This is a genomic window from Nocardioides sp. L-11A, assembly GCA_029961745.1.
In the GTDB taxonomy this organism is placed as follows: Bacteria; Actinomycetota; Actinomycetes; order Propionibacteriales; family Nocardioidaceae; genus Nocardioides.
In genome coordinates, this window is the sequence record CP124680.1 from 4,986,842 (window position 1) to 5,007,530 (window position 20,689).

Annotated in this window: 23 protein-coding genes; 11 read left to right on the forward strand and 12 right to left on the reverse strand. The window is 72.9% G+C overall.

Annotation, left to right across the window (positions count from 1 at the left end):
- Nucleotides 1–124: 124 nt before the first annotated feature.
- Entirely contained in the window at nucleotides 125–1,291 is a 1,167-nt protein-coding gene (locus QJ852_23870; GenBank protein ID WGX96172.1) for a DUF5667 domain-containing protein, read from the forward strand.
- A gap of 187 nt (nucleotides 1,292–1,478) precedes the next feature.
- Here the strand turns inward: QJ852_23870 and QJ852_23875 are convergent, their stop codons facing one another.
- The 4 genes from QJ852_23875 to QJ852_23890 all read right to left on the reverse strand — a co-directional run bounded on the left by QJ852_23875 (nucleotide 1,479) and on the right by QJ852_23890 (nucleotide 4,467).
- Nucleotides 1,479–2,669 (reverse strand): lysophospholipid acyltransferase family protein, encoded by a 1,191-nt coding sequence (locus tag QJ852_23875; protein WGX96173.1) that lies wholly within the window; start codon nucleotides 2,667–2,669, stop codon nucleotides 1,479–1,481.
- Nucleotides 2,662–3,723, reverse strand: a complete 1,062-nt coding sequence (locus QJ852_23880) for an NAD-dependent epimerase/dehydratase family protein (protein WGX96174.1) — start codon at nucleotides 3,721–3,723, stop codon at nucleotides 2,662–2,664. The genes QJ852_23875 and QJ852_23880 overlap by 8 nt, the downstream gene beginning before the upstream one ends.
- Nucleotides 3,724–3,802: 79 nt before the next feature.
- On the reverse strand, nucleotides 3,803–3,904 hold the full coding sequence (locus QJ852_23885; protein ID WGX96175.1) for an AURKAIP1/COX24 domain-containing protein: 102 nt from the start codon (nucleotides 3,902–3,904) through the stop codon (nucleotides 3,803–3,805).
- Nucleotides 3,905–4,251: 347 nt separating this feature from the next.
- Nucleotides 4,252–4,467 (reverse strand): helix-turn-helix domain-containing protein, encoded by a 216-nt coding sequence (locus QJ852_23890; GenBank protein WGX96176.1) that lies wholly within the window; start codon nucleotides 4,465–4,467, stop codon nucleotides 4,252–4,254.
- 336 nt (nucleotides 4,468–4,803) lie between these two features.
- On the opposite strand from QJ852_23890, the gene QJ852_23895 reads away from it, so the two are divergent.
- The 5 genes from QJ852_23895 (at nucleotide 4,804) to QJ852_23915 (ending at nucleotide 9,127) form a co-directional block, all read left to right on the forward strand.
- The gene (locus QJ852_23895; protein ID WGX96177.1) at nucleotides 4,804–6,234 is read left to right on the forward strand and encodes an MFS transporter; all 1,431 of its coding nucleotides are present in this window, start codon (nucleotides 4,804–4,806) and stop codon (nucleotides 6,232–6,234) included.
- Nucleotides 6,234–6,677, forward strand: coding sequence for a hypothetical protein (locus QJ852_23900; GenBank protein ID WGX96178.1), 444 nt, complete (start codon nucleotides 6,234–6,236; stop codon nucleotides 6,675–6,677). Before QJ852_23895 ends, QJ852_23900 begins: the two co-directional genes overlap by 1 nt.
- Nucleotides 6,674–7,285 (forward strand): TetR family transcriptional regulator, encoded by a 612-nt coding sequence (locus QJ852_23905; GenBank protein WGX96179.1) that lies wholly within the window; start codon nucleotides 6,674–6,676, stop codon nucleotides 7,283–7,285. Before QJ852_23900 ends, QJ852_23905 begins: the two co-directional genes overlap by 4 nt.
- Nucleotides 7,286–7,444: 159 nt before the next feature.
- Nucleotides 7,445–8,401: a tryptophan--tRNA ligase gene (trpS, locus tag QJ852_23910; protein WGX96180.1), complete on the forward strand. Its 957-nt coding sequence runs from the start codon at nucleotides 7,445–7,447 to the stop codon at nucleotides 8,399–8,401.
- 33 nt (nucleotides 8,402–8,434) lie between these two features.
- Nucleotides 8,435–9,127 (forward strand): HAD family hydrolase, encoded by a 693-nt coding sequence (locus tag QJ852_23915; GenBank protein ID WGX96181.1) that lies wholly within the window; start codon nucleotides 8,435–8,437, stop codon nucleotides 9,125–9,127.
- A gap of 22 nt (nucleotides 9,128–9,149) precedes the next feature.
- Here the strand turns inward: QJ852_23915 and proC are convergent, their stop codons facing one another.
- From proC to QJ852_23950, 7 genes are all read right to left on the reverse strand, one after another.
- The gene (proC, locus tag QJ852_23920; GenBank protein ID WGX96182.1) at nucleotides 9,150–9,953 is read right to left on the reverse strand and encodes a pyrroline-5-carboxylate reductase; all 804 of its coding nucleotides are present in this window, start codon (nucleotides 9,951–9,953) and stop codon (nucleotides 9,150–9,152) included.
- A gap of 94 nt (nucleotides 9,954–10,047) precedes the next feature.
- A complete protein-coding gene (locus QJ852_23925; protein ID WGX96183.1) occupies nucleotides 10,048–10,836 on the reverse strand; it encodes a proline dehydrogenase in 789 nt (262 codons plus the stop codon).
- A 32-nt stretch (nucleotides 10,837–10,868) separates the two neighbouring features.
- Nucleotides 10,869–11,603: an ABC transporter permease gene (locus QJ852_23930; GenBank protein ID WGX96184.1), complete on the reverse strand. Its 735-nt coding sequence runs from the start codon at nucleotides 11,601–11,603 to the stop codon at nucleotides 10,869–10,871.
- Nucleotides 11,600–12,325, reverse strand: a complete 726-nt coding sequence (locus QJ852_23935) for an ABC transporter ATP-binding protein (protein ID WGX96185.1) — start codon at nucleotides 12,323–12,325, stop codon at nucleotides 11,600–11,602. The genes QJ852_23930 and QJ852_23935 overlap by 4 nt, the downstream gene beginning before the upstream one ends.
- Nucleotides 12,326–12,474: 149 nt before the next feature.
- Nucleotides 12,475–13,062 carry a TetR family transcriptional regulator gene (locus QJ852_23940; GenBank protein WGX96186.1) on the reverse strand — a complete coding sequence of 196 codons (588 nt, stop codon included), beginning with the start codon at nucleotides 13,060–13,062 and terminating at the stop codon, nucleotides 12,475–12,477.
- Nucleotides 13,059–13,892, reverse strand: coding sequence for a sugar phosphate isomerase/epimerase (locus tag QJ852_23945; GenBank protein ID WGX96187.1), 834 nt, complete (start codon nucleotides 13,890–13,892; stop codon nucleotides 13,059–13,061). The genes QJ852_23940 and QJ852_23945 overlap by 4 nt, the downstream gene beginning before the upstream one ends.
- Complete coding sequence (locus tag QJ852_23950; GenBank protein WGX96188.1) at nucleotides 13,889–14,827, reverse strand: Ppx/GppA phosphatase family protein; 939 nt, start codon at nucleotides 14,825–14,827, stop codon at nucleotides 13,889–13,891. The genes QJ852_23945 and QJ852_23950 overlap by 4 nt, the downstream gene beginning before the upstream one ends.
- Before the next feature lie 55 nt (nucleotides 14,828–14,882).
- On the opposite strand from QJ852_23950, the gene QJ852_23955 reads away from it, so the two are divergent.
- The 4 genes from QJ852_23955 (at nucleotide 14,883) to QJ852_23970 (ending at nucleotide 17,975) form a co-directional block, all read left to right on the forward strand.
- Nucleotides 14,883–15,464, forward strand: a complete 582-nt coding sequence (locus QJ852_23955) for a hypothetical protein (protein ID WGX96189.1) — start codon at nucleotides 14,883–14,885, stop codon at nucleotides 15,462–15,464.
- 85 nt (nucleotides 15,465–15,549) lie between these two features.
- Nucleotides 15,550–16,311: a hypothetical protein gene (locus tag QJ852_23960; GenBank protein WGX96190.1), complete on the forward strand. Its 762-nt coding sequence runs from the start codon at nucleotides 15,550–15,552 to the stop codon at nucleotides 16,309–16,311.
- A gap of 315 nt (nucleotides 16,312–16,626) precedes the next feature.
- The gene (locus QJ852_23965; GenBank protein ID WGX96191.1) at nucleotides 16,627–17,265 is read left to right on the forward strand and encodes a VOC family protein; all 639 of its coding nucleotides are present in this window, start codon (nucleotides 16,627–16,629) and stop codon (nucleotides 17,263–17,265) included.
- Between the two features lie 8 nt (nucleotides 17,266–17,273).
- The gene (locus tag QJ852_23970; protein WGX96192.1) at nucleotides 17,274–17,975 is read left to right on the forward strand and encodes a class I SAM-dependent methyltransferase; all 702 of its coding nucleotides are present in this window, start codon (nucleotides 17,274–17,276) and stop codon (nucleotides 17,973–17,975) included.
- Between the two features lie 74 nt (nucleotides 17,976–18,049).
- On the opposite strand, the gene QJ852_23975 is transcribed toward QJ852_23970, so the two are convergent.
- Nucleotides 18,050–19,084 carry a LacI family DNA-binding transcriptional regulator gene (locus QJ852_23975; protein ID WGX96193.1) on the reverse strand — a complete coding sequence of 345 codons (1,035 nt, stop codon included), beginning with the start codon at nucleotides 19,082–19,084 and terminating at the stop codon, nucleotides 18,050–18,052.
- Nucleotides 19,085–19,164: 80 nt separating this feature from the next.
- On the opposite strand from QJ852_23975, the gene radA reads away from it, so the two are divergent.
- Complete coding sequence (radA, locus tag QJ852_23980; protein ID WGX96194.1) at nucleotides 19,165–20,595, forward strand: DNA repair protein RadA; 1,431 nt, start codon at nucleotides 19,165–19,167, stop codon at nucleotides 20,593–20,595.
- The last annotated feature ends 94 nt before the right edge of the window (nucleotides 20,596–20,689 follow it).

Here is a 20,689-nt window from a genome sequence, read left to right on the forward strand (position 1 = left end):
GGCGCCTGGTCAATTCGGACTACTCCGCTCCGTCCGTCCGGACCGTAACCACCGGGACCGACCCGTCGTTGGACCTCCGAGAGAGCTCGAGGGCCCTGGCGACCCTCCCGACACGAGGACGGTCATGGTGATGCGGGGCAACGGCTGGTCGCGCGGCGCGGAGGAGTTCGACGCGCTGGTCTCCGGTCGCGGCGCGGACGCCGCGGCCGACCACGAGACGCAGGCCGAGCTGCTCGAGCTCGTCGCCGCCCTGCGCGCCGTCCCGCCGGTCACCGCGCGTCCCGAGTTCGTGTCCTCCCTGCGCTCCCAGCTGGTCGCGGCCGCCGAGAGGGAGCCGGCCCGGGCCGAGGAGGCGCTGGCCGTCCGGCTCACCCCGCGCCAGCGCCGCGGCTCCCGCGAGCGTCGCCTCGCCGCCGTGATCGGCGGCTTCGCCGTGGTGTCCGCCACCGGGTCGATGGCGATGGCCTCGCAGGACGCGCTTCCCGGCGACGTCCTCTACCCCGTCAAGCGGGCGATCGAGAACGCGCAGACCAACCTCCAGCCCGACGGCGCCGCCAAGGCCGAGGCTCTCATCTCCCACGCCGAGTCCCGCCTCGGCGAGTTCCGCTCGCTGGTGGCGCGTGACGCGAGCGCCGACGCGATCAACAAGACGCTCCAGGACTTCACCGACCAGGCGCGCCAGGCGTCCGAGTTCGCACTCGACGACTACGCCGCCACCGGCAAGGCCGACCGGATCGCCGACCTGCGCGCCTTCGCCGGCGACAGCATGGACGTGCTCGGCGACCTCGGCCCGGTCGTCCCCTCCGACAGCCGCTCGATCCTGATCACCGCGACCCAGACGATCCGCCAGATCGACGCCGCCGCCTGGAATGCCTGCCCGAGTTGCGCCGAGGGTGGCGTCGCCGAGATCCCCTCCTTCGCCACCCTGCCGCTCAGCGCGGTGCTCAGCGGCGACATCAGCGCCTCGGCGACCCAGGTGCTGCCGCCGCCGGCCGCGAAGAAGGACGAGCCCGCTGCGACCACGCCGCCGCCGGCCACCGCGACCGCTCCGCCGGGCCAGGTCCCGCCGCCGCCTCCTCCGGAGACGACGCAGCCGAAGCCGCCTGACAACCCCAAGCCCACCAAGACCGTCGGCAAGACGGTTGAGGAGGTCACCCGTGGCCTCACCGGCACCCTCGGGCTCGACGGGCAGCCCCAGCCGACCGACGGGGTCACCGACCCCGGCCTGCTGGGCGGGCTCGTGGAGGGCGTCAGCGGCCTGCTCGGCGGCCTCCTCGGCACCACGCCCTGACGCTCCGCTGGCGCGCGGGCCGGGCCGGGCCGGGCAGTTGTAACACGCTGTCCACCCGACTACCCGTCGCGTTTCAGCAGGTATCGGCCGCTTTTCGGCCCGTTCGTGCGGAGAAGTGACACCTCGTCGCGCGGACGGCGTGTTACAGCCCGTCCCAGCCCGCGGAGTGCGAGCGCAGGAGAGAATCTCAGCGGAAGACTGACTCGCGCTGCATGAGCAGGCTGTAGAGCGTCTGCTGGATGGTCTCGCGGACCTGGTCGGTCACGTTGAAGACCAGCATCGGGTCCTCGGCCGCGCCGGCGTCGTACTCGTCGGTGCGGATCGGCTCGCCGAACTCGAGCAGCCACTTCGACGGCAGCGGCACCAGCCCGAGCGGGCCGAGGAGCGGGAAGAGCGGCGTGATCGGGATGTACGGCACCCCGAGCAGGCGGGCCAGCGACGGGATGTTGCCGACCAGCGGATAGATCTCCTCGGCGCCGACCACCGAGAGCGGCACGATCGGGACGCCGGTGCGCAGGGCGGCGGACACGAAGCCGCCGCGGCCGAAGCGCTGGAGCTTGTAGCGCTCGGAGAACGGCTTCCCGATGCCCTTGAAGCCCTCGGGCCACACGCCCACCAGCTCGCCGCCGCGCAGCATCCGCTCGGCGTCCTCGCTGCAGGCCAGGGTCGCGCCACCCTTGCGGGCCACGGAGCCGACCAGGGGCAGCCGGAACACCAGGTCGGCGCCGAGCGGCCGCAGGAATCGGCCGGTGTGGTCGTGGATCGACACCATCGTCATCAGGCCGTCGACCGGGATGGTTCCGGAGTGGTTGGAGACGACCAGGGCGCCGCCCTCCGCCGGGATGTTGTCGATCCCGCGCACCTCGATCCGGAACCACTTCTGCGCCACCGGCCGCAGCGCCGCCATGAAGAAGCGCTCGGTGACCTCGGCGTCGAAGCCGTACTCGTCCACGGCGTACTCGCCGGTCAGCCGGCGCCGCAGGAAGGCGAGGAAGCGGGCCAGCTGGGGCTCCCACTGGTCGCCGAACAGCTCCTTGCTGGCGTGCTGGAAGGCGGCGAGCCAGTCGCCGACGGGGATCCCCGCGAGCGGGCTCAGGCCGCGCTCCTCGGCGCGCGCGGCGGGGCGCTGCTCAGGTGCCGGCTCGGCCACCGGGGGCTGTGCCGGCGCGGGCACCGGCTGCTCGGCCACCGTCTCGTCCGCGCCACGGTCAGGGGTCGCCGCGTCAGGGAGCTCTGCGGGCTCGGGCTTGGGGGCCGGGGCCTTGCGTGGCGTACCGGACTTGGGCGCCAGGCCGCGGGCCGCGGCGGAGGGCCGCTTGCCGGTGCCGCGGCCGGGCTGGCCGCGGGTGCCGATCGGGATGATCTCGGCGTCAGCCATCCGTGCCTCCAGCGAGCGCGAGCCGGGCGGGACGGTCGTCGTCGACCGCGGGGAGCCGCTCGGCGAGCGAGCCGAGCGCGCGTTCGGTACGGCGCGCCGGCGGTGGGAGGGAGGCGGCGAACTCGGCGAAGGCGGAGGAGGTGGTGTACTGCGGCTCGAACCCGAGCTCGCTGCGCATCCGCGTGGTGTCGACCCCCCGGCCGTAGGTCAGGAACGCCACCAGCTCGGGCGACAGGTCGGCGCGGCGCACCGACTTCAGTGCCGAGCCGAGGCTGCCGAAGGCGAACCCGGGGACCGGAGCATTGGGGCGGCCGGCCCGGCGCAGCGCCTGGGAGAGCATGAGCAGGCCGTCGCCGGCGACGTTGAAGGTGCCGCCGCGGTCCTCGCGGACCGCGTGACGCAGCACGCGGTAGAGATCCGTCTCGTGCAGGAACTGCAGCCGCGGGTCGAAGCCGAGGACCGTGGGGATCACCGGCAGCCGGAAGTACGACGCCAGCGGACTCACCACCCGCGGGCCGATCACGTTGGCGCAGCGCAGCAGGGTGACCGTCACGTCGGGACGGCGGCGGGCGAAGCCGCGGACGTACTGCTCGACCTCGACGACGTCCTTGGCGTAGCCGGTGCGCGCGGGCCGGCGCGGCTCCATGTCCTCGGTGAACATGGCCGGGTCGCGGCTGCTGGCGCCGTACGCCGTGGTCGAGGACTTCACCACCAGGGTGCGCAGTCCCTCGGCCTTCTGGCAGGCCGCCAGGAGCTGCATCGTCCCGATGACGTTGAGTTCCTTCATGGTGCCGCGGGCACCGGCGGAGCCGGGGGTCGCGATCACGCTCATGTGGACGACGGTGTCGACGTCCTCCTTCGCGATGACCTTCGCGATGACCGGGTTGCGGATGTCGGCGCGCACGAACGTGACGTCGCCGAGGTCGCCCCGCGGGGGGATGACGTCGACGCCGATGACCCGATCGATCCCGGGATCGGTGGCCAGGGTGCGCGCAAGGGTGCGGCCGAGGTCTCGCGAGACCCCTGTGACCAGGACCGTGCGTCCGGCGCCCATCTCCACCGACTCCTCGGATCAGGCCGGCGCACCCGGGCGCCGACGAGGCGAGACTGCGTGAGCTACTGGCTCGCTCGGGTCACTTGCCGAGCTTGCGACGCTGGACGCGCGTCTTCTTCAGCAGCTTGCGGTGCTTCTTCTTCGCCATGCGCTTGCGGCGCTTCTTGATGACAGAACCCACGTGGAACCTCTCCAGATCGCCGGGCGCACTCGCTCCCGGCGTGACGTACGACGCCCCGGGAGACCCCGGAGCATCGGTCAGCCTATCCGGACCGGCGTGAGCGCGGAGAATCAGCGCGGGAGATGGGACGAAGATCGCACCGCTCGCGGGCCGGTCCGCCGGGTGCGGAATCGCCGGTCGACCGGCGAAACCTGCACTTGGCGGCCGTTGCAACGCCCGACAAGTGCAGGAACAACCGGTCGACCGGCGATTCCTGCACCGGCCACCGACATCGCCCGGCCAGGCGTACCGCCACGTCGCCCCGATCCACCGCCCGTGCGACGGCCTCGATAGGGCGACGCGCTCGGCTACCCGGCCGAGTAGAAGGACTTGCGCAGGTACTCGTTGACGTCCTCCTCGGTGACGCGGAACGAGCGACCGACCCGGACGGCCGGGAGCTCGCCACCGTGCACCAGGCGGTAGACCGTCATCTTGGAGACGCGCATGACCGAGGCGACCTCGGCGATCGTGAGGAACTTCGGGTCCGGGAGGGACTCGGCGCGCTCGCGCGACGTAGGAGCCATGACCAACCACGCTTTCTGTTGAGCGCCCGTCACCGCCTTCCCCAGCTGTGAACACCGGACGCCACTTGCGTGACAATAGGGCCAGATGTGACTCGTGGGGAAGAGATTCGCCAGTGAAACTTTCTCGGCCCGGCGTGTCGGCTTGACCCGAGCCTGGCCCGGGACGTCGTCCCGACCACATCTGGCACACCGTTCCCGCTCCCCCGTCGGCGCCACCCTGGGCGCTTGGCGCGGCCCGGAGTACCCCGGGGCGCATACGCCCGCGCGCCGGGGCCTTGTCGTACACACATGTTCGACTTATGATCTTGAACGTCACTGTTCAATTTAGGAGTCCGGATGTCCCACGCCACCGCCACCGCCCCGACGCCGGGGACCGGAACGCCCGATCCCCGCCGCTGGAGCACGCTCGCCTTCCTGGGCGCCGCCCAGCTGATGCTGATCGTCGACGTGACCGTCGTCGCCATCGCGCTCCCCCACGTCGGCACCGACCTCGACCTCTCCCGGGCCGCCACGACCTGGGTGATCAGCGCCTACACGCTCGCGTTCGGCGGCCTGATGCTGCTCGGCGGCCGGGTCACCGACCTGCTGGGCTCGCGGCCGGTGGTCCTCACCGGACTCACCCTGTTCACCGCGGCCTCCCTCGCCGCCGGCCTGGCCGACTCCGCCGAGGTACTCGTCGGCAGCCGGATCGCCCAGGGCCTCGGCGCGGCGCTGCTCTCCCCAGCCGCCCTGGCCGCGGTGCTGCGGCTCTTCGAGGGCGAGGAGCGCAACCGGGCCCTCGGCGTATGGTCGGCGCTCGGCGGCGGGGGCGCCGCCCTCGGCGTCCTCCTCGGCGGTGTGCTGACCGCCGGTCCTGGCTGGCCGTGGGTCTTCTTCGTCAACGTCCCGATCGGGATCGTGGTCGCCCTCGGCCTGGCCCGGCGCCTTCCCGCCACCCCCACCCGTACGACGACAGCGGCCCCCGCGCGGCTCGACCTGCTCGGAGCAGCGCTGGTCACCGCGGCGACCGGCACCGCGATCTACGCCCTCATCGGCGCGGGTGACCATGGCTGGCTCAGCGGTCGCACGCTCGGCCTGCTGGCCGGTGCGGTCGGGCTCTACGTGCTGTTCGGGCTGCGCCAGCACACCGCCGCCTCTCCCCTGATGGACCTGCGCCTGCTCACCCGGCGCCCCGTCGCGAGCGGCACCTTCCTCATCGTGGCGGCGACCGCGCTGATGGTCGCCGGCTTCTTCCTCGGCACCTTCTACCTCCAGCACCACGCCGGTCGGGGCGCACTCGTGACCGGCCTGCTGTTCCTCCCGATCGCGGTGGCCACCGTCGTCGGTGCCACGGCCGGCGGACGGCTGATCGGTCGGGTCGGCGCCCGGGCGCTCGCGACGGCGGGCTTCGTGGTCGCGGGGACCGGGTTCGCCGTACCGGCGCTGGTCGACGGGTCGGCCGCCGTGGTCCTCGGCATCACCGGGGCCGCGCTCGGCCTGGGCGCCCTGTTCGTCGCCGCGTCCGCCACCGCGCTCGGGCACGTCCAGGCCCACGAGTCCGGGATCGTCTCGGGGATCGTCAGCACGTTCCACGAGTTCGGCGCATCACTGGGTGCCGCGGTGATCTCGAGCGTCGCCGCGGCCAGCATCGCCGGAAGTACCACCACCGGCTTCGTCCACGGGTTCGCCGTGGCCGCGGGCGTCGCGGCGGTCGCCGCACCGCTCTGCCTCGTGTCCGTGCCCGGGCGCTCGCCCGGCGCCACCCACCCCACCGGAGGTCTGCACTGATGAGCACCCGACAGATCCGCAGGTTCGCGCTCCACTACGGCGAGATGGTCGCCGCGATGCTGATCGGCATGATGCTGCTCTGGCCGGTTTGGATGCTCGCGACCGGCGCCGCGGGCGACGGGTCCTGGCTCCGCTCGGCGAGCGTCGAGACCCTCGTGATGGCGACGACGATGGCACTCCCCATGGCCGGCTGGATGCGCTTCCGGGGCCATCGCTGGGCGCCGGTCGTCGAGATGTGCGCCGTCATGTACGCCGGCTTCGCGGTCGCGCTGCCCCTCCACTGGGCCGGCGTCCTCGACGGGGGCGGGCTGATGCTGGTCGGCCACGTCGCGATGTTCGTGCTGATGCTGGCCGCGATGGCCTGGCGCTGGCAGGAGTACGCCGGCTGCCACGCCCCGCGCCGCGACGGGCCCGACCGGGCGTCCACGATGATGGCCTCGTGACCACCCGCCCCCTCCGTGCCGACGCGCGCCGCAACGTGGAGGCGATCCTCGACGCCGCCACCGCCACCCTCGCCCGCGACCCGGACGCCAGCATCAACGACATCGCGAAGGCCGCCGGCGTCGGCCGGGTGACCCTCTACGGGCACTTCGAGAACCGCGGCGTCCTGGTGGCCGCCGTCGTGGAGCGGGCGATGCGGGAGTCGGAGGCGGCGCTACGCGACGTCGACCTCGCGGGCGACCCGGCCGCCGCCCTGGTCCGACTGATCGACGCGACCTGGCAGGTCACCCTCCGGTATGGGGCCCTGGTGGTCGCCGCCGAGAAGAGCATGCCGGTGGCCGAGATGGCCGCGGCCCACAGCGAGCCCCGCGAGCGGGCCCGGCGGCTGATCGACCACGGCCGCGAGCTCGGCCGGTTCCGCACCGATCTCCCGGTGTCCTGGCTGGTGACGGCGATGCACACCGTCACCCACGCCGCCGCGACGTCGGTGTACGCCGAGGAACTGCCTGCCGCCGACGCCGCCCGGGCGATCGCGGCGACGATGCTCGGTCTGCTGACCCCGGCGGGCCAGGTGGTCCCCGACGTCGACGCGCTGCGGGCCGCGCGATGATCTGCGACACTGTGCGGGTGTCGAGCCCGATGACCTTCACCTGGTGGCCCGCCTGACGGCGGCCGCCCCTCGACACCTTCACCACCGGCCGCCCACGGGCGGCCGTCGTACTCCTCCGGACGGTGCCGGCGCCTGTGGGCCTCATCCCCAGGAGCACCCATGTCCCGACGTCTGTCCCTCCTCACCCCGAGTGGTCGGCTGACCCTCGGCAACCTGCTCGGCGCCCTGCGCCCGATGCGCGCCGCCCAGGCCGGGGCCGACTGCTTCTACGGCATCTCCGACCTGCACGCGCTCACGACGCCGCGCTCCCCCGAGACGCTGCGCGCCGCGATCACCGAGCAGGCGACGCTGATGCTGGCGGCGGGGCTCGACGACAGCACGCTGTTCCGGCAGAGCCGGGTGCCGGCGCACACCGAGCTCGCGTACCTGCTCGAGTGCGTCGCGACCACCGGCGAACTCGGCCGAATGATCCAGTTCAAGGAGAAGTCGCGCCGTCAGGAGTCGGTGCGCACCTCGCTGTTCACCTACCCCGTCCTGATGGCGGCCGACATCCTGCTCTACCGGCCCGCACAGGTGCCGGTCGGCGACGACCAGCGCCAGCACCTCGAGCTCGCTCGCGACCTCGCCCAGCGGTTCAACACGACCTACGGGGAGGTGTTCGCGCTCCCCGAGATCACCGTTCCGCCCGCCGGCGCCCGGGTGATGGACCTCGCCGAGCCGACCCGCAAGATGAGCAAGTCGGGTCCCGACGCCGGGTCGATCGCGCTGCTCGACCCGCCGGACGTCGTCCGCCGGAAGGTCGCCCGCGCCGTGACCGACTCCGAGACGGGGCCGGGCGCCGTCCGCGCGGACCGGGAGGCCAAGGCGGGCGTCACCAACCTGATCGAGATCCTGGTCGCCTGTGGCGGGTCGGCGGACGCGATCACGACCTACGGCGCCCTCAAGGCGGCCGTGACCGACGCGGTGGTGGCCGAGCTGGAGCCGCTCCAGGAGCGCTACCGCGCCCTCGCCGCGGACCCGGTCCACGTGACCGAGGTGTATGCCCGCGGGGCGGAGCGGTGCCGCGAGGTGACCGCCCCCGTGGTCGCCGCGGCGAGGAGCGCGATGGGGCTGTGAGAGCTGTCGGAGGCCGCTGGCAGACTGCTCCGCATGACGTTCCAGGCGCTGCTCCTCGACCTGGACGACACCCTGGTCGACCACCGGGGCGCGGCCGACCGCGGGCTTCGCTCGTGGCTGTCCGGGCTCGGCCTGGCGGAGTCGGCGACCGACCTGGAGGCCCATGTCGAGCGCTGGTTCGTGCTCGAGGCGCGCCACTACGAGCGGGCCCAGCGCGGCGAGGTGAGCTACACCGAGCACCGCCGGGCCCGGATCCGCGACTTCCTGCCGGGCTGGGACCTGTCCGACGACACGCTCGCCGACGACGTCTACGCCGGCTTCCTCGGCTACTACCGCGCCGCCTGGCGGGCCTTCGACGACGCGGCCGCGGCGATCGCCCGCGCTCGGGCGGCCGGGCTCCCGGTCGGCATCCTCACCAACGGCGAGCTGGCCGTCCAGACCGAGAAGCTGCGCCGCACCGGCCTGCTCCGCTCCGACGTGCCGGTGTTCGCCTCCTCCGCGCTGCCGGCAGCCAAGCCCGACCCGCGCTCCTATCTCGCCGCGTGCGCGCGCCTGGGCGCCGCACCCGCCACGACGCTCATGGTCGGCGACTCGCTGCGCCACGACGTGGTCGGTGCGCAGCGGGCCGGGCTGCAGGCCCGGCTGCTCGACCGCTACGGCCGCCACGACGCCCGGCGTACGGGCATCCGCGTGCGGACCGTGCGCAGCCTGGCCGAGGTCGCCTGAGCCACCGACCTTCGGGATCGAGTCAGCTGCCGAGCTCGCGCGAGCGATCCCGCGCCGCCTCCAGCGCGGCCAGGAAGGCCGCCCGGACCCGGTGCACCTCGAGCTCGCGCAGAGCCGCGGCCGTCGTACCTCCGGGCGAGGTGACCTGCTCGCGCAGCACCGCGGGATGCTCACCGGTCTCGCGCAGCATGGTGGCCGAGCCCACAAGGGTCTGGATCACCAGCTCCTGCGCGATGGTGCGCGGCAGACCCAGGTGGACGCCCGCCTCGATCATCGACTCGACCATGAAGAAGACGTACGCCGGCCCGGAGCCGCTGATCGCCGTGACGGCGTCCTGCTGCTTCTCGGGCACCTGCACGACGCGGCCGACCGAGGCCATCAGCTCCTCGGCCTCGGCGAGGTGGCCGTCGTCGCAGTGGGTGCCGGGCGAGATCGCCGCCATGCCCTGGTCGACGAGCGCGGGCGTGTTCGGCATGACCCGGACGACGGCGACGCCGTCGGGGACGCGGGACTCGACGAAGCCGGTCGTGATGCCGGCGGCGAGGGACACCAGGAGTTGGCCGGGGCGCAGGGCCGGGCCGAGCTCGGTGAGGACGTCGGCCATGTCCTGTGGCTTGACCACGAGCAGCACGGTGTCGGCCGCCGCGGCGGCGGTGATGTCGTCGACCACGCGGACGGCGTACCGCTCCGCGAGCTCGGCCGCGCGCTCGGCTCGCTTCTCGACGACCACGAGCGACGCCACGCTCCGGCCGGCCCGGATCAGGCCGGACAGCAGGGTCTCCCCCATCACACCCGCGCCGATGACAGCGGTCCGCTTCTCGCCCACGCCCTGCTCATTCCTGTCCTGGGTGGTCACCGTCCTGGGACCAACGACGTGAGGAAGAGTCTCAGGTTGCCGGGGCCCTCCGCCAGTCGCCGCATCAGGTCGGCGTACCGCTCGGCGCCGTACGGCAGCTGGATCCGCACCTGCTCCCGCTGGCCGCCAACCGCCGCTGCTCGACTGCCCGGACGCCGTAGTGCAGCTGGAGCTCGTAGGTCGCCGGTGCGCGGCCGTAGCGACTCGCGAGTGCGCCCGCGATCTCGATCAGCCGCGGGTGGTGGGTCGCGATCATCGGGTAGCCGTCGCCGGCGAGCAGCACCTTGAGGCAGCGGACGTAGGCCGTGTCGACCTCGGCCGGGTCGTCGCCCGAGCCGCGCCCCAGCCGCACCCGACTGCCGCGGCCCGACAGCGCCCGGCAGTCGTCCTCGGTCCGTGGCTCTGCGGCGCGGAGGGTCACCCCGACGTCGGGGAACTCCTGTCGCAGCTCGGCCACGAGGACGAGAGCCGCGTCGACGTTCCCCGGCTCGGGCCGCGCGACGGTCACGGTGGCGCCCGCTCGGTGCGCGGTGCGGCAGACCTTCCGGGCGTTGTCGAGCAGCGGCTCACCGAGCACCTCCGGGCGGAGGGTCACGTCCGCACCGGCCGCGAGGCCGGCGTCGGCGAGCCGATCGATGAGGGTCCGGTACGCCGCGACCGCCGCGACCGTCTGCGCCTCCGACCGCGCCGGGGCCACCAGGTGGTCGAAGCCGACCTCGAAGCCGTCCACCCTCAGCCCGGCGGCGACGCCGACGGCGTCCTCGACCCGCTCACCCGCGACGAACCGCCGTCCGATCCGGCCGACCGCCGCGCTGCGGGACAGCAGCGTCAGGGAGCCCTGCAGCGGTCGCATGGCCCAAAACTACGGGTTTCCGGCGGCACGGCTCAGTCGGTACGACGTCGCAGGGTCGCGGCGCCGAGCGCGAGCGCCGCGAGGGCGAAGGCCATCACGATGCCGACGTCGCGCCAGACCTCACCGGTGCGGGTGGTCGTGGCGAGATGCTCCATCGCGTCGACCGCCCAGGTCAGCGGCAGCACATTGGCCACCGCCTCGAGCACCTCCGGCAGCCGGTCCCGCGGGACGATCAGCCCGCAGAGCAGGATCTGCGGCACCACCACGGCCGGCAGGAACTGCACCGCCTGGAACTCGGTCCGGGCGAACGCCGAGACGAACAGCCCGAGCGCCGTGCCGAGCACCGCGTCGGCGACGCCGACCACCACCAGCAGCGCGTCCGGTCCGCGCAGGTCGAGGTCGAGGAACCCGATCGCGACACCGGCGGCGAGGGCCGCCTGCACGGCGGCGATCGCGCCGAAGGCCAGCGCATAGCCGACCAGGAAGTCGAGGCGGCCCATCGGCATCGTGAAGAGCCGCTCCAGGGTGCCGCCGGAACGCTCCCGGAGCGTGGTGATGCTGGTGACGAGGAACATCACGAAGAACGGGAAGATCGCCAGCAGCGCGGGGCCGATCCGGTCGAACACCAACGGCGTGTCCTGGAAGATCCACCACAGCAGCGCCTGCAGCAGGCACGGCAGCACCAGCAGCATCGCCAGCGTGCGGTGGTCGCGACGCAGCTGGGTGAGGACGCGGACGGCGATCGCCAGGGTCACCCGGGGCGTCATGCCGCGTCCCCGCCCGCCGCGCCCTCGACGAGGGCGAGGAACGCCGACTCGATGTCGACAGCGCCCTGCGACTCCTTGATCTCGGAGGGCGTGCCGTGGGCGATGATCCGGCCCTCCCGCATCAGCAGCAGTGCGTCGCAGCGCTCCGCCTCGTCCATGACGTGGCTGGAGACGAGGACCGCCGTCCCGGCGTCGGCGATCCGGTGGAAGAGCGCCCACAGGTCGCGACGCAGCACTGGGTCGAGTCCGACTGTCGGCTCATCGAGCACCAGCAGTGCGGGGGTGCCCAGCAGGGCCACGGCCAGGCCCACACGCGAGCGCTGGCCGCCGCTGAGCCGGCCGGCCACCGCGTCGCGGTGACCGGTCAGATCCACCGCCGCCAGGCTCTCCTCGGCCGCGGCGGTCGGCAGTCCCAGCACTCGCGCGAAGAAGCGCAGGTTCTCGAGGACCGTCAGGTCGTCGTACGTGCTGGCGGACTGGGTCTGGTAGCCGACCCGGTCGCGCAGCGGCGCGCTGCCCGCCGGCTCGCGCAGCACCGTGACCGTGCCCGCGGCGACCCGTTGGACGCCGACGATGCTCCGCAGCAGCGTGGACTTGCCGCAGCCGGACGGTCCGAGCAGCCCGGTCACGCCGGGGCCGATCCGCAGGTCGAGGCCGTCGAGCACCGTCCGGCCGCCTCGGACGACGCGGAGGCCCTCGATCACCACGACCGAATTCATCATGTGTTGAATAATGCGCCTGCACGGGCGGATGTGCAAGCCCCGACCGGGCAAGTAACACGCCGTCCACGCGTCATGGGAACGTTCCGACCGCCGTGTTCCTGCTGATGACCGCCAGGTAGTCGGGTGGACGGCGTGTTACTGCGGACCGACTACAGCGGGCCGGAGAGAAACCCGTCCAGCACCGGGGCGTACGCCGCTACCAGCGCGTCGACGTCCATCGCGACGATCGCCTCGGCGCGGACCACGTAGCGCATCACGATCACACCGATCACCTGGCTCGCGACCAGCTGCATGCGCCGCTCGGGCGCGTCGATGCCGAGCGCCTCACCCAGCGGCACCAGGACGACGGGCAGGAAACCACCGCGGAACAGCGCCTCCCCGCCGGGCTCGATCAGCCGGCGCACCATCGCCAGCAGCGCCGGCCGCACGGCTGGGTCGTCCCAGACGCCGATCAGCGCCCGTAGCAGCCGCTCGCCCGCGCCCGTGACGGGCCCGACGACCTGCTCGGCCAGGACCGCTCGCGGGTCCACGGGAAGCTCGAGCGCCGCGACGAACAGGTCGTCCTTCGACCCGAAGTAGTGGTGCACCAAGGCCGGGTCCACACCCGCGGCGCCGGCGACACCGCGGATCGTCGTACCGGCGAAGCCCGCCTCCGCGAATCGCTCCCGGGCCGCGGCGAGGATGGCCGCGCGCGTGTCGGGACTGCCGCGGCGCCGCCCCCGCACCGACGCCGTCACGCGCCGTCCCCCGCGTCGGCCGGCGCCACCGGTACGCCGGCGAGGTGCTCGACCGCGAACTCGAGGGACGCGCGCAGGTCGGCCTCCCGCTCCTCCCGGGTGGTGCAGCGACGCGTGTTGATCTCCAGCACGACCTCGCCCGCGAAGTCGGTGGCCGCGAGATGCCGAAGGAAGACGTCCGCGCCGATGGTGCCGCGGCCCGGGACGAGATGCTCGTCCTTGGCGGAGTCGGTGCCGTCGGTCAGGTGGACGTGCCGCAGCCGTGGGCCGAGCCGCTCGGCCATCGCGACCGGGTCGGACTGGGCGATCGCCGCGTGGGACAGGTCGATCGTGGTGTTGGCGTAGGGCTCCGCGGAGGGATCCCAACCGGGGAGGTACATCTCCATCCGGCGCCGCGAGGCGCGCCACGGGTACATGTTCTCCACCGCGAACGCGATGCCGGAGGACTCCTCCAGGGCGGCGATCCCGTTGACGAAGTCGCGGGCGTACTCCCGCTGCCACCGGAACGGCGGGTGCACCACGACCACCTCGGCGCCCACGGCGCGCGCCATGGCGGCGGAGCGCTCGAGCTTGCCCCACGGCTCGACCCCCCAGACCCGCTGGGTGAACAGCAGACAGGGCGCGTGGATGGCGTTGATCGGGATCTCGTGGTGCTCGGAGAGCTGTCGGACGGCGTCGACCTGCTGCGAGAGCGCATCGATGCCGACCATCACCTCGACCGCCTCGTAGCCGACCGCGGCGGCGTACCCGAACGCGTGGGCCGTCGACTCAGGGTAGACCGAGCTCGTGGAGAGCCCGATCCGGGGACGGCCCGGAGCCCCCGCGGTCATGACGGGTCGTTGACGCTGAGCTTGTCGATCCGCTCGAGGATCACGCCCTCACGCAGGGCCCACGGGCAGATCTCCAGCTCGGCGAGGTCGAAGATGTCCATGCACGCCTCGGCGACGAGCGCGCCCGGCACGATCTGGTGCGCGCGATCCGAGGAGACGCCCGGCAGCGCGGCCATCTCCTCCGGAGTCATGGCCACCAGCTTGGGGATCCACTGGCGCAGCTCGGTCAGCGGCAGCGTCCGCGCCACGAGAGGCCCGTCACCGGACGGTGCGGCGCCGCAGATCCGGGCCAGGGAACGGAAGGTCTTCGAGGTCGCGGATGCACGGTGCGTCGTACCGGCGCGCAGCAGGTGGCCCGCGTCGCGCGCGATGTCGGCGCGGATGCGGCGCCGGATCTGGCGCAGCTGGTCCTCGTCGGGCTGCGCGGCGAACTCCGCACGGGCCAGACGCGCCGCGCCCAGCGGCAGCGACCACGCGACGTCGGGCCGCTCGTCGGATCCCGCCGCGATCTCCAGCGAGCCGCCGCCGATGTCGAAGACAGCCAGCCGCCCGGCGGACCAGCCGAACCACCGGCGTACGGCGAGGAAGGTCAGCCGTGCCTCGTCCTCGCCCGGCAGCACCGCGATCCGAACGCCGGTCTGGGCCTCGACGTGGGCCAGCACCGCCTCGGAGTTGCCGGCGTCGCGCACGGCGGAGGTGGCGAACGGCAGCATCTCCTCGCAGCCCTTCTCCTCCGCCACGACCAGGGCCTGCGCGGTGAACGCGGTCAGTGCCGCGATGCCGGTGGGCGACACGTCGCCGTCGACGTCGAGGTGCTCGGCGAGGCGCAGCGGCTCCTTGTAGGAGTACGCCGGGAGCGGCGCCGCACCGCCGTGGGCGTCGACCACCAGGAGGTGGCCGGTGTTCGAGCCGATGTCGAGCACACCCAGACGCATACGACCACGGTACTAGCCGCGAACAGCCGGAGCTCGTGACACCTAGAGTGGCAGGGTGCCGCTCCCGCTCCGCGCCCCGACCCGCGTCCTCATCACCCTGCTCAGTTGTGTCACCCTGCTCCTCGCCGTACCCGCGCCGGCCGACGCCGAGCAGAAGACCGTCCGTGACCGCGACCCCAGTGAGGGCGTGCGCCGGATCATCGATATTCGATCGGTCCGCTACGTGAGCGAGCCGACCTACTACGAGGCCGTCGTCCACATCCCCAAACTGAGGCGAAGCCCGCGCGTCGGGATCGATCTGCACGTCACGAAGTGCGGCTTCAGCGCCGAGCCCTGTGCCGAAGACTGGTACGGCGCGGTGGCCTTCGACGTCCAGGGACGGCCGAGTGCTCGCCTCTACTCCACCAGGTGGGGATCCGCCGGGCCGGATGACTGTCCCGGCATCAACGCCCAGGTGCGCCGCCATCGGGTGACCATCAGGATTCCCAACGGATGCGCCGGCTCCTTGGGCCCGAGTGGAAACCCCGTGCGGATGCGGGCCACCTCCTATCTCCAGAACTCGAACGTCCTCGAGCTGCCGCCCTCCATTGTGGGGTGGCCGAAAGACGTCGCACCCGCCCGCGTCCTTCACCACTGACCGTCACACGGTGGAGGTCGGTCGGTCCTCTCGACCGTCGGGCACTCGACTATCGTTGGTCGGTCTGATCCCAGAGAGGACGAAAGTGCCCGAGGTCTCGCTCGACTTCCCCCGTGCGTGGGTGGAGTTCACCAATCCGGCCGACGAGTCCGAGGTCCTCAAGTGCGACCTCACCTGGCTCACGTCGTCCTTCACCTGCATCTTCGGCAGCGGCTGCGCCGGCATCTACGCCGACTCCCCCGACGTGGGCTGCTGCACCCTCGGCGCCCACTTCGCCGACAAGGACGACGAGCTGCGGGTCAAGGCCTTCGTCGACCAGCTGACGCCGGAGCACTGGCAGGCCCATCCGGGCCGCCCGGTCAAGCGCAAGGACTGGATCGAGAAGGACGAGGACGGCGAGCGGAAGACCCGGATGCACGAGGTCGACGGCCAGCGCTCGTGCGTGTTCTCCAACCGGCCGGGCTTCGCGGGTGGCGCCGGCTGCGCCCTGCACGGCCTCGCCCTCGAGCTCGGGCGCAACCCGCTGGAGACCAAGCCGGACGTGTGCTGGCAGCTGCCGATCCGGCGCACCTTCCGCGAGATCGAGCGGATGGACGGCACGTCGTACGTCGAGGTGACGATCACCGAGTACGACCGGCGCGGTTGGGGCCCCGGCGGCCACGACCTGGACTGGTACTGCTCCGGCAACACCGAGGCCCATGTCGGCGTCGAGCCGGTCTACGTCACCAACGAGCCCGAGCTCGTCGCCCTCATGGGGCAGGAGGCGTACGACGAGCTGGTGCGCCACTGCGAGGCCCACCTGCGCTCGCGCTCGGCACTCGCCCTGCACCCCGCTGACCCCCGCTGACCCCCGCTGCCCCGCGCTTGTAACTAAGGGTTACAGCGCGCATTTGGGTGCAACAGCACCCGGGTAGTGGTCATAGCGCCCGGGTAGATGCCTCGACGCCCGCACCGAGGCGCTCGACAGGCACCCGAGGGCGCAATCCCGGGTCCCAAGTCATCTACCCGGGCGCTATGCCCACTACCTCGGCGCTATTGCGGTGATTTCGGCGCTGTAACCCTTAGTTACAAGCGCTCCGGCAGCACCGCCTCCACGTCTCGACATCAAGAGACAGTGACCCCGATTCGTCGGACCTCTCCCGGCATGCTCAGAATGTCTGGCATGCACCTGGATCATCTCTCCTATGCCGCCGGCCCCGACGGACTTGCGAGCACGGCCGCTCGCCTGGGCGCGGCGATCGGGAGGGAGTTCCTCGACGGCGGGGTCCACCCCCGCTTCGGCACCCGCAACATGATCCTCCCGCTGACCGACGGCACCTATCTCGAGGTCGTCGAGGCGCTCGACCACCCGGCGTCCGACAAGGCGCCCTTCGGCCAGGCCGTCAAGGCCCGCTCCGCCCTCGGTGGCGGGTGGCTCGGCTGGGCCGTGGCGGTCCCGGACATCGCCGTCGTCGAGGAGCGCCTGGGCCGCCCTGCGGTCCCCGGCTCGCGGCACCGCCCCGACGGCACCGAGCTGCGCTGGAAGCAGATCGGCATCAACGGCCTCATCGCCGACCCGCAGCTGCCGTTCTTCCTGCAGTGGGACATCCCGTCCGACCTGCACCCCTCGACCGGCGCCGACGGCACCCTGTCGCTGGCGGGCATCGAGATCGCCGGCGACCCGCAGCGGGTCAGCGAGTGGCTCGGCGAGACCGTCGAGGCGCCGCTGGAGGACGTCAAGGTCGAGTGGGTCGCCCCGCACGGCACGCCCGGCATCCTCGCCGCGCAGGTGCTGACGCCCGGCGGCGTCGTCCGCATCTGATCCTGCCGATGCAGCCCCGGGGCACGATCCCGAGCCCCAACATCTGGAACCACACGGCGACCTACGAGATCGAGAACCGCGCCGCCGATCCCGACGGCCGACTCTGGGCGGCGATGCGCGAGCGCGCGGATTGGGCCGACCGGGTCGTGCTCGACCTGGGCTGCGGCACCGGCTTCCACCTCCCGCGGTTCGCCGAGACGGCGGCGCGGGTGATCGGCGTCGAGCCCCATGCCGGTCTCGCCAAGCTCGCGACACGGCGGCTGCGCACCCGCGGCGTCGCGCACGGCGAGGTGCTGCGCGGCACGGCCCAGGCCGTCCCGTTGCCGGACGCGTCGGTCGACGTGGTGCACGCCCGGTGGGCCTACTTCTTCGGCCGCGGCAGCGAGCCCGGGCTCGCCGAGCTGGACCGCGTCGTACGACGGGGCGGCGTCGCGCTGGTCATCGACAACGACGGCTCGCGCTCCACCTTCGGCGGCTGGTTCCGCCGGGGCTATCCCCACCTCGACCCGCCCGCCGAGACCGAGCGGTTCTGGCGCCTGCGCGGGTGGACCCTCGACCGGGTGGACATGGGCTGGCGGTTCGCGTCCCGCGCGGACCTGGAGGCCGTCGTACGTATCGAGTTCACCCGCGAGATCGCCGACGAGCTGCTGCGCGAGCACGACGGGCTCGAGGTGGACTACGCGGTCAACCTCTGGTCGAGGACGTTCTGAGTTGAATCGGCCGAGCGTGTCGCCGATCGAGGGCGCCGCACGGACCTCGCTGCCCACGGCTCGCGCCGGCACGGCTACCGCGTGCTCGACGCCCTGATCTGCAGCTCCGGCTGCAACAGCACGCCGTCGGCGGTGGCGTGCGCGGGCGCGAGCAGGACCCGCAGCGCGGCCACCAGGTGGACGGCGACCTCCTCCAGCGGCTGACGTACCGAGGACAGCCCCATCACCTGGGCGACCTGGGAGTCGTCGAAGCCGACGACCGCGATGTCGCGGCCGGGCGCCAGGCCCCGGTCGGACAGGGCGCCGAGCACGCCGACCGCGAGCGTGTCGGACGCGCAGACGAACGCCGTCGGCGCGCTCGACTCGAGCAGTGACGCCGCGGCCCGGCCGCCGGCGAGCACGTCGTCCTCGACCGCGGCCTCCAGACCGGCCGTCGGCAGGTCGAGGGCGGCCATCGCCCGGTGCCAGCCGGACCTCCGGTCCTCGCCGATCCGTGAGCCCGGCTGCCAGCCCAGCCACGCGATCCGCTCGTGGCCCTGGCCGCGCAGGTGCTCGGTCGCCGCCTGGACGCCGGCCGCGCCGTCGACGTCCACCCACGGGTGGCTCGCCGCCGGGTCGTCCCAGGGCCGCCCGAAGGCCACGAAGGGAGCCCGCCGCTGCGCCAGCCCGATCGTCTGCGGGTTGCCGAGGTAGGTGTCGGTCACGACGAACGCGTCGACGGCGGTCGAGCGGAGCAGGTCGTCGTAGCCGCCGAGCGGATCGGGCCGCTCCCCCTCCGCCACCCGGCCGCCTGAGAACAGCAGCACGTGGTAGCCGGCCTCACGTGAGGCCTCCACGAGCGCGTGCACGAACCGGTCCATCGCCATGTTGGCGGTGAACTCCTGGGGCGGACTCAGCCGCAGACCGACCAGGTGCGAGGAGCGGGTCCGCAGGTGCCGGGCCGCCTGATTGGGCGTGTAGTCGAGGTGCTCGATGGCCTCCTGCACGCGGACGAGGGTGTCGGGCCGCAGCAGATCAGGGTTGTTGATGGCGTTGGAGACCGTCTGCCGGGAGACGCCGGCCCGCTCGGCGACGTCGGCGAGGGTGGCCGGCGGTCGGGGGACGTCCATCACGCGATTCTCCCATGTCGTTCTCCACCGCCACCGCGCGCCAGGGTGGATGCGTCGGCCCCCTGCTCTACTGTCGTGCCATGGCTGGTTCGAAAACACGTTCGACTTACCGCTGCAGCGAGTGCGGCTGGTCCACTGCGCGCTGGGTCGGCCGCTGCGGCGAGTGCCAGGCGTGGGGCTCGGTGTCCGAGACGGCTGTCGCGAGCGCCACGTCCTCGAGTCGTACGACGGCCGCGCCCGTCACGAGTGCCGCGATCCCGATCGGGCAGGTCTCGGCGGAGCGCGCCGTCCACCACCGCTCCGGCGTGCCCGAGCTCGACCGCGTCCTCGGCGGCGGCCTGGTGCCGGGTGCCGCCGTGCTCCTCGCCGGCGAGCCCGGCGTCGGCAAGTCGACCCTGCTGCTCGAGGTGGCCGCCCGCACCGCCGGCACCCGCCAGCGCACGCTCTACGTCACCGGCGAGGAGTCGGCCGCGCAGGTCCGGCTGCGCGCCGACCGCACGGGCGGCATCCACGACCAGCTCTACCTCGCCGCCGAGACCGACCTCGGTGCGGTGCTCACCCACATCGAGCAGGTCCGGCCCAGCACGGTGGTGATCGACTCCGTGCAGACCATCGGTGCCTCCGGGGTCGACGGGGTGCCGGGTGGCGTCACCCAGGTCAAGGAGGTGGCCCAGGCGCTGGTGCGGATGGCGAAGAGCCGCGACATCACCGTGGTGATGATCGGGCACGTCACCAAGGACGGCGCGATCGCCGGCCCGCGGGTCCTGGAGCACCTCGTCGACGTCGTCCTCCACTTCGAGGGCGAGCGCAACTCCCGGTTCCGGATGCTGCGCGCGGTCAAGAACCGGTTCGGCCCGGTCGACGAGGTGGGCTGTTTCGACCTCGGCCCCGACGGCATCCGCACCGTCGACGACCCGACCGGCATCTTCGTCGAGCGTCACCACGGCCGGGTTCCCGGCACCTGCGTCGCGGTCTCCATGGAGGGCCGGCGGCCGCTGCTGGCCGAGGTGCAGGGCCTGGTCACGCTCTCGCCCGCCGAGCGCCCGCGCCGGACCACCTCGGGCATCGACGGCTCCCGGCTCGCGATGGTCCTCGCCGTCCTCCAACAGCACTGCGGGCTCCGGCTCCACCAGCACGACGTCTTCGCCTCCACGGTCGGCGGCGCGCGGCTCAGCGACCCCGCGGCCGACCTCGCCCTGGCCATCGCCATCGCGTCGGCCCACTTCGTCAGCGCGCCTCCGGCCGGCGTGGTCGCGCTCGGCGAGATCGGGCTGTCGGGCGAGCTGCGCCGGGTCCGCGATCTCCCGCAGCGACTCGCCGAGGCCGCTCGGCTGGGCTTCGCGATGGCCGTGGTCCCTGCCGACCCGGGCACCGCGCAGGGCGTGCGACGCACCGGGAGCGAGCGGACCGTCGACGGCATGCGCGTGGTCGAGGTGCCCGACGTCGGCGCCGCGCTGCGCGTGCTGCACCTCGACCAGCGGACGAAGCACGCGCTGGAGGTGGTCGAGTAGGACCCATACACACCCCACCGACGAGGCCGGCTGTCGAATATCCAGGCATGAGGCAGGCTCGGCGCGGATAGGGTGACCTCGTCCGGGCAGCACA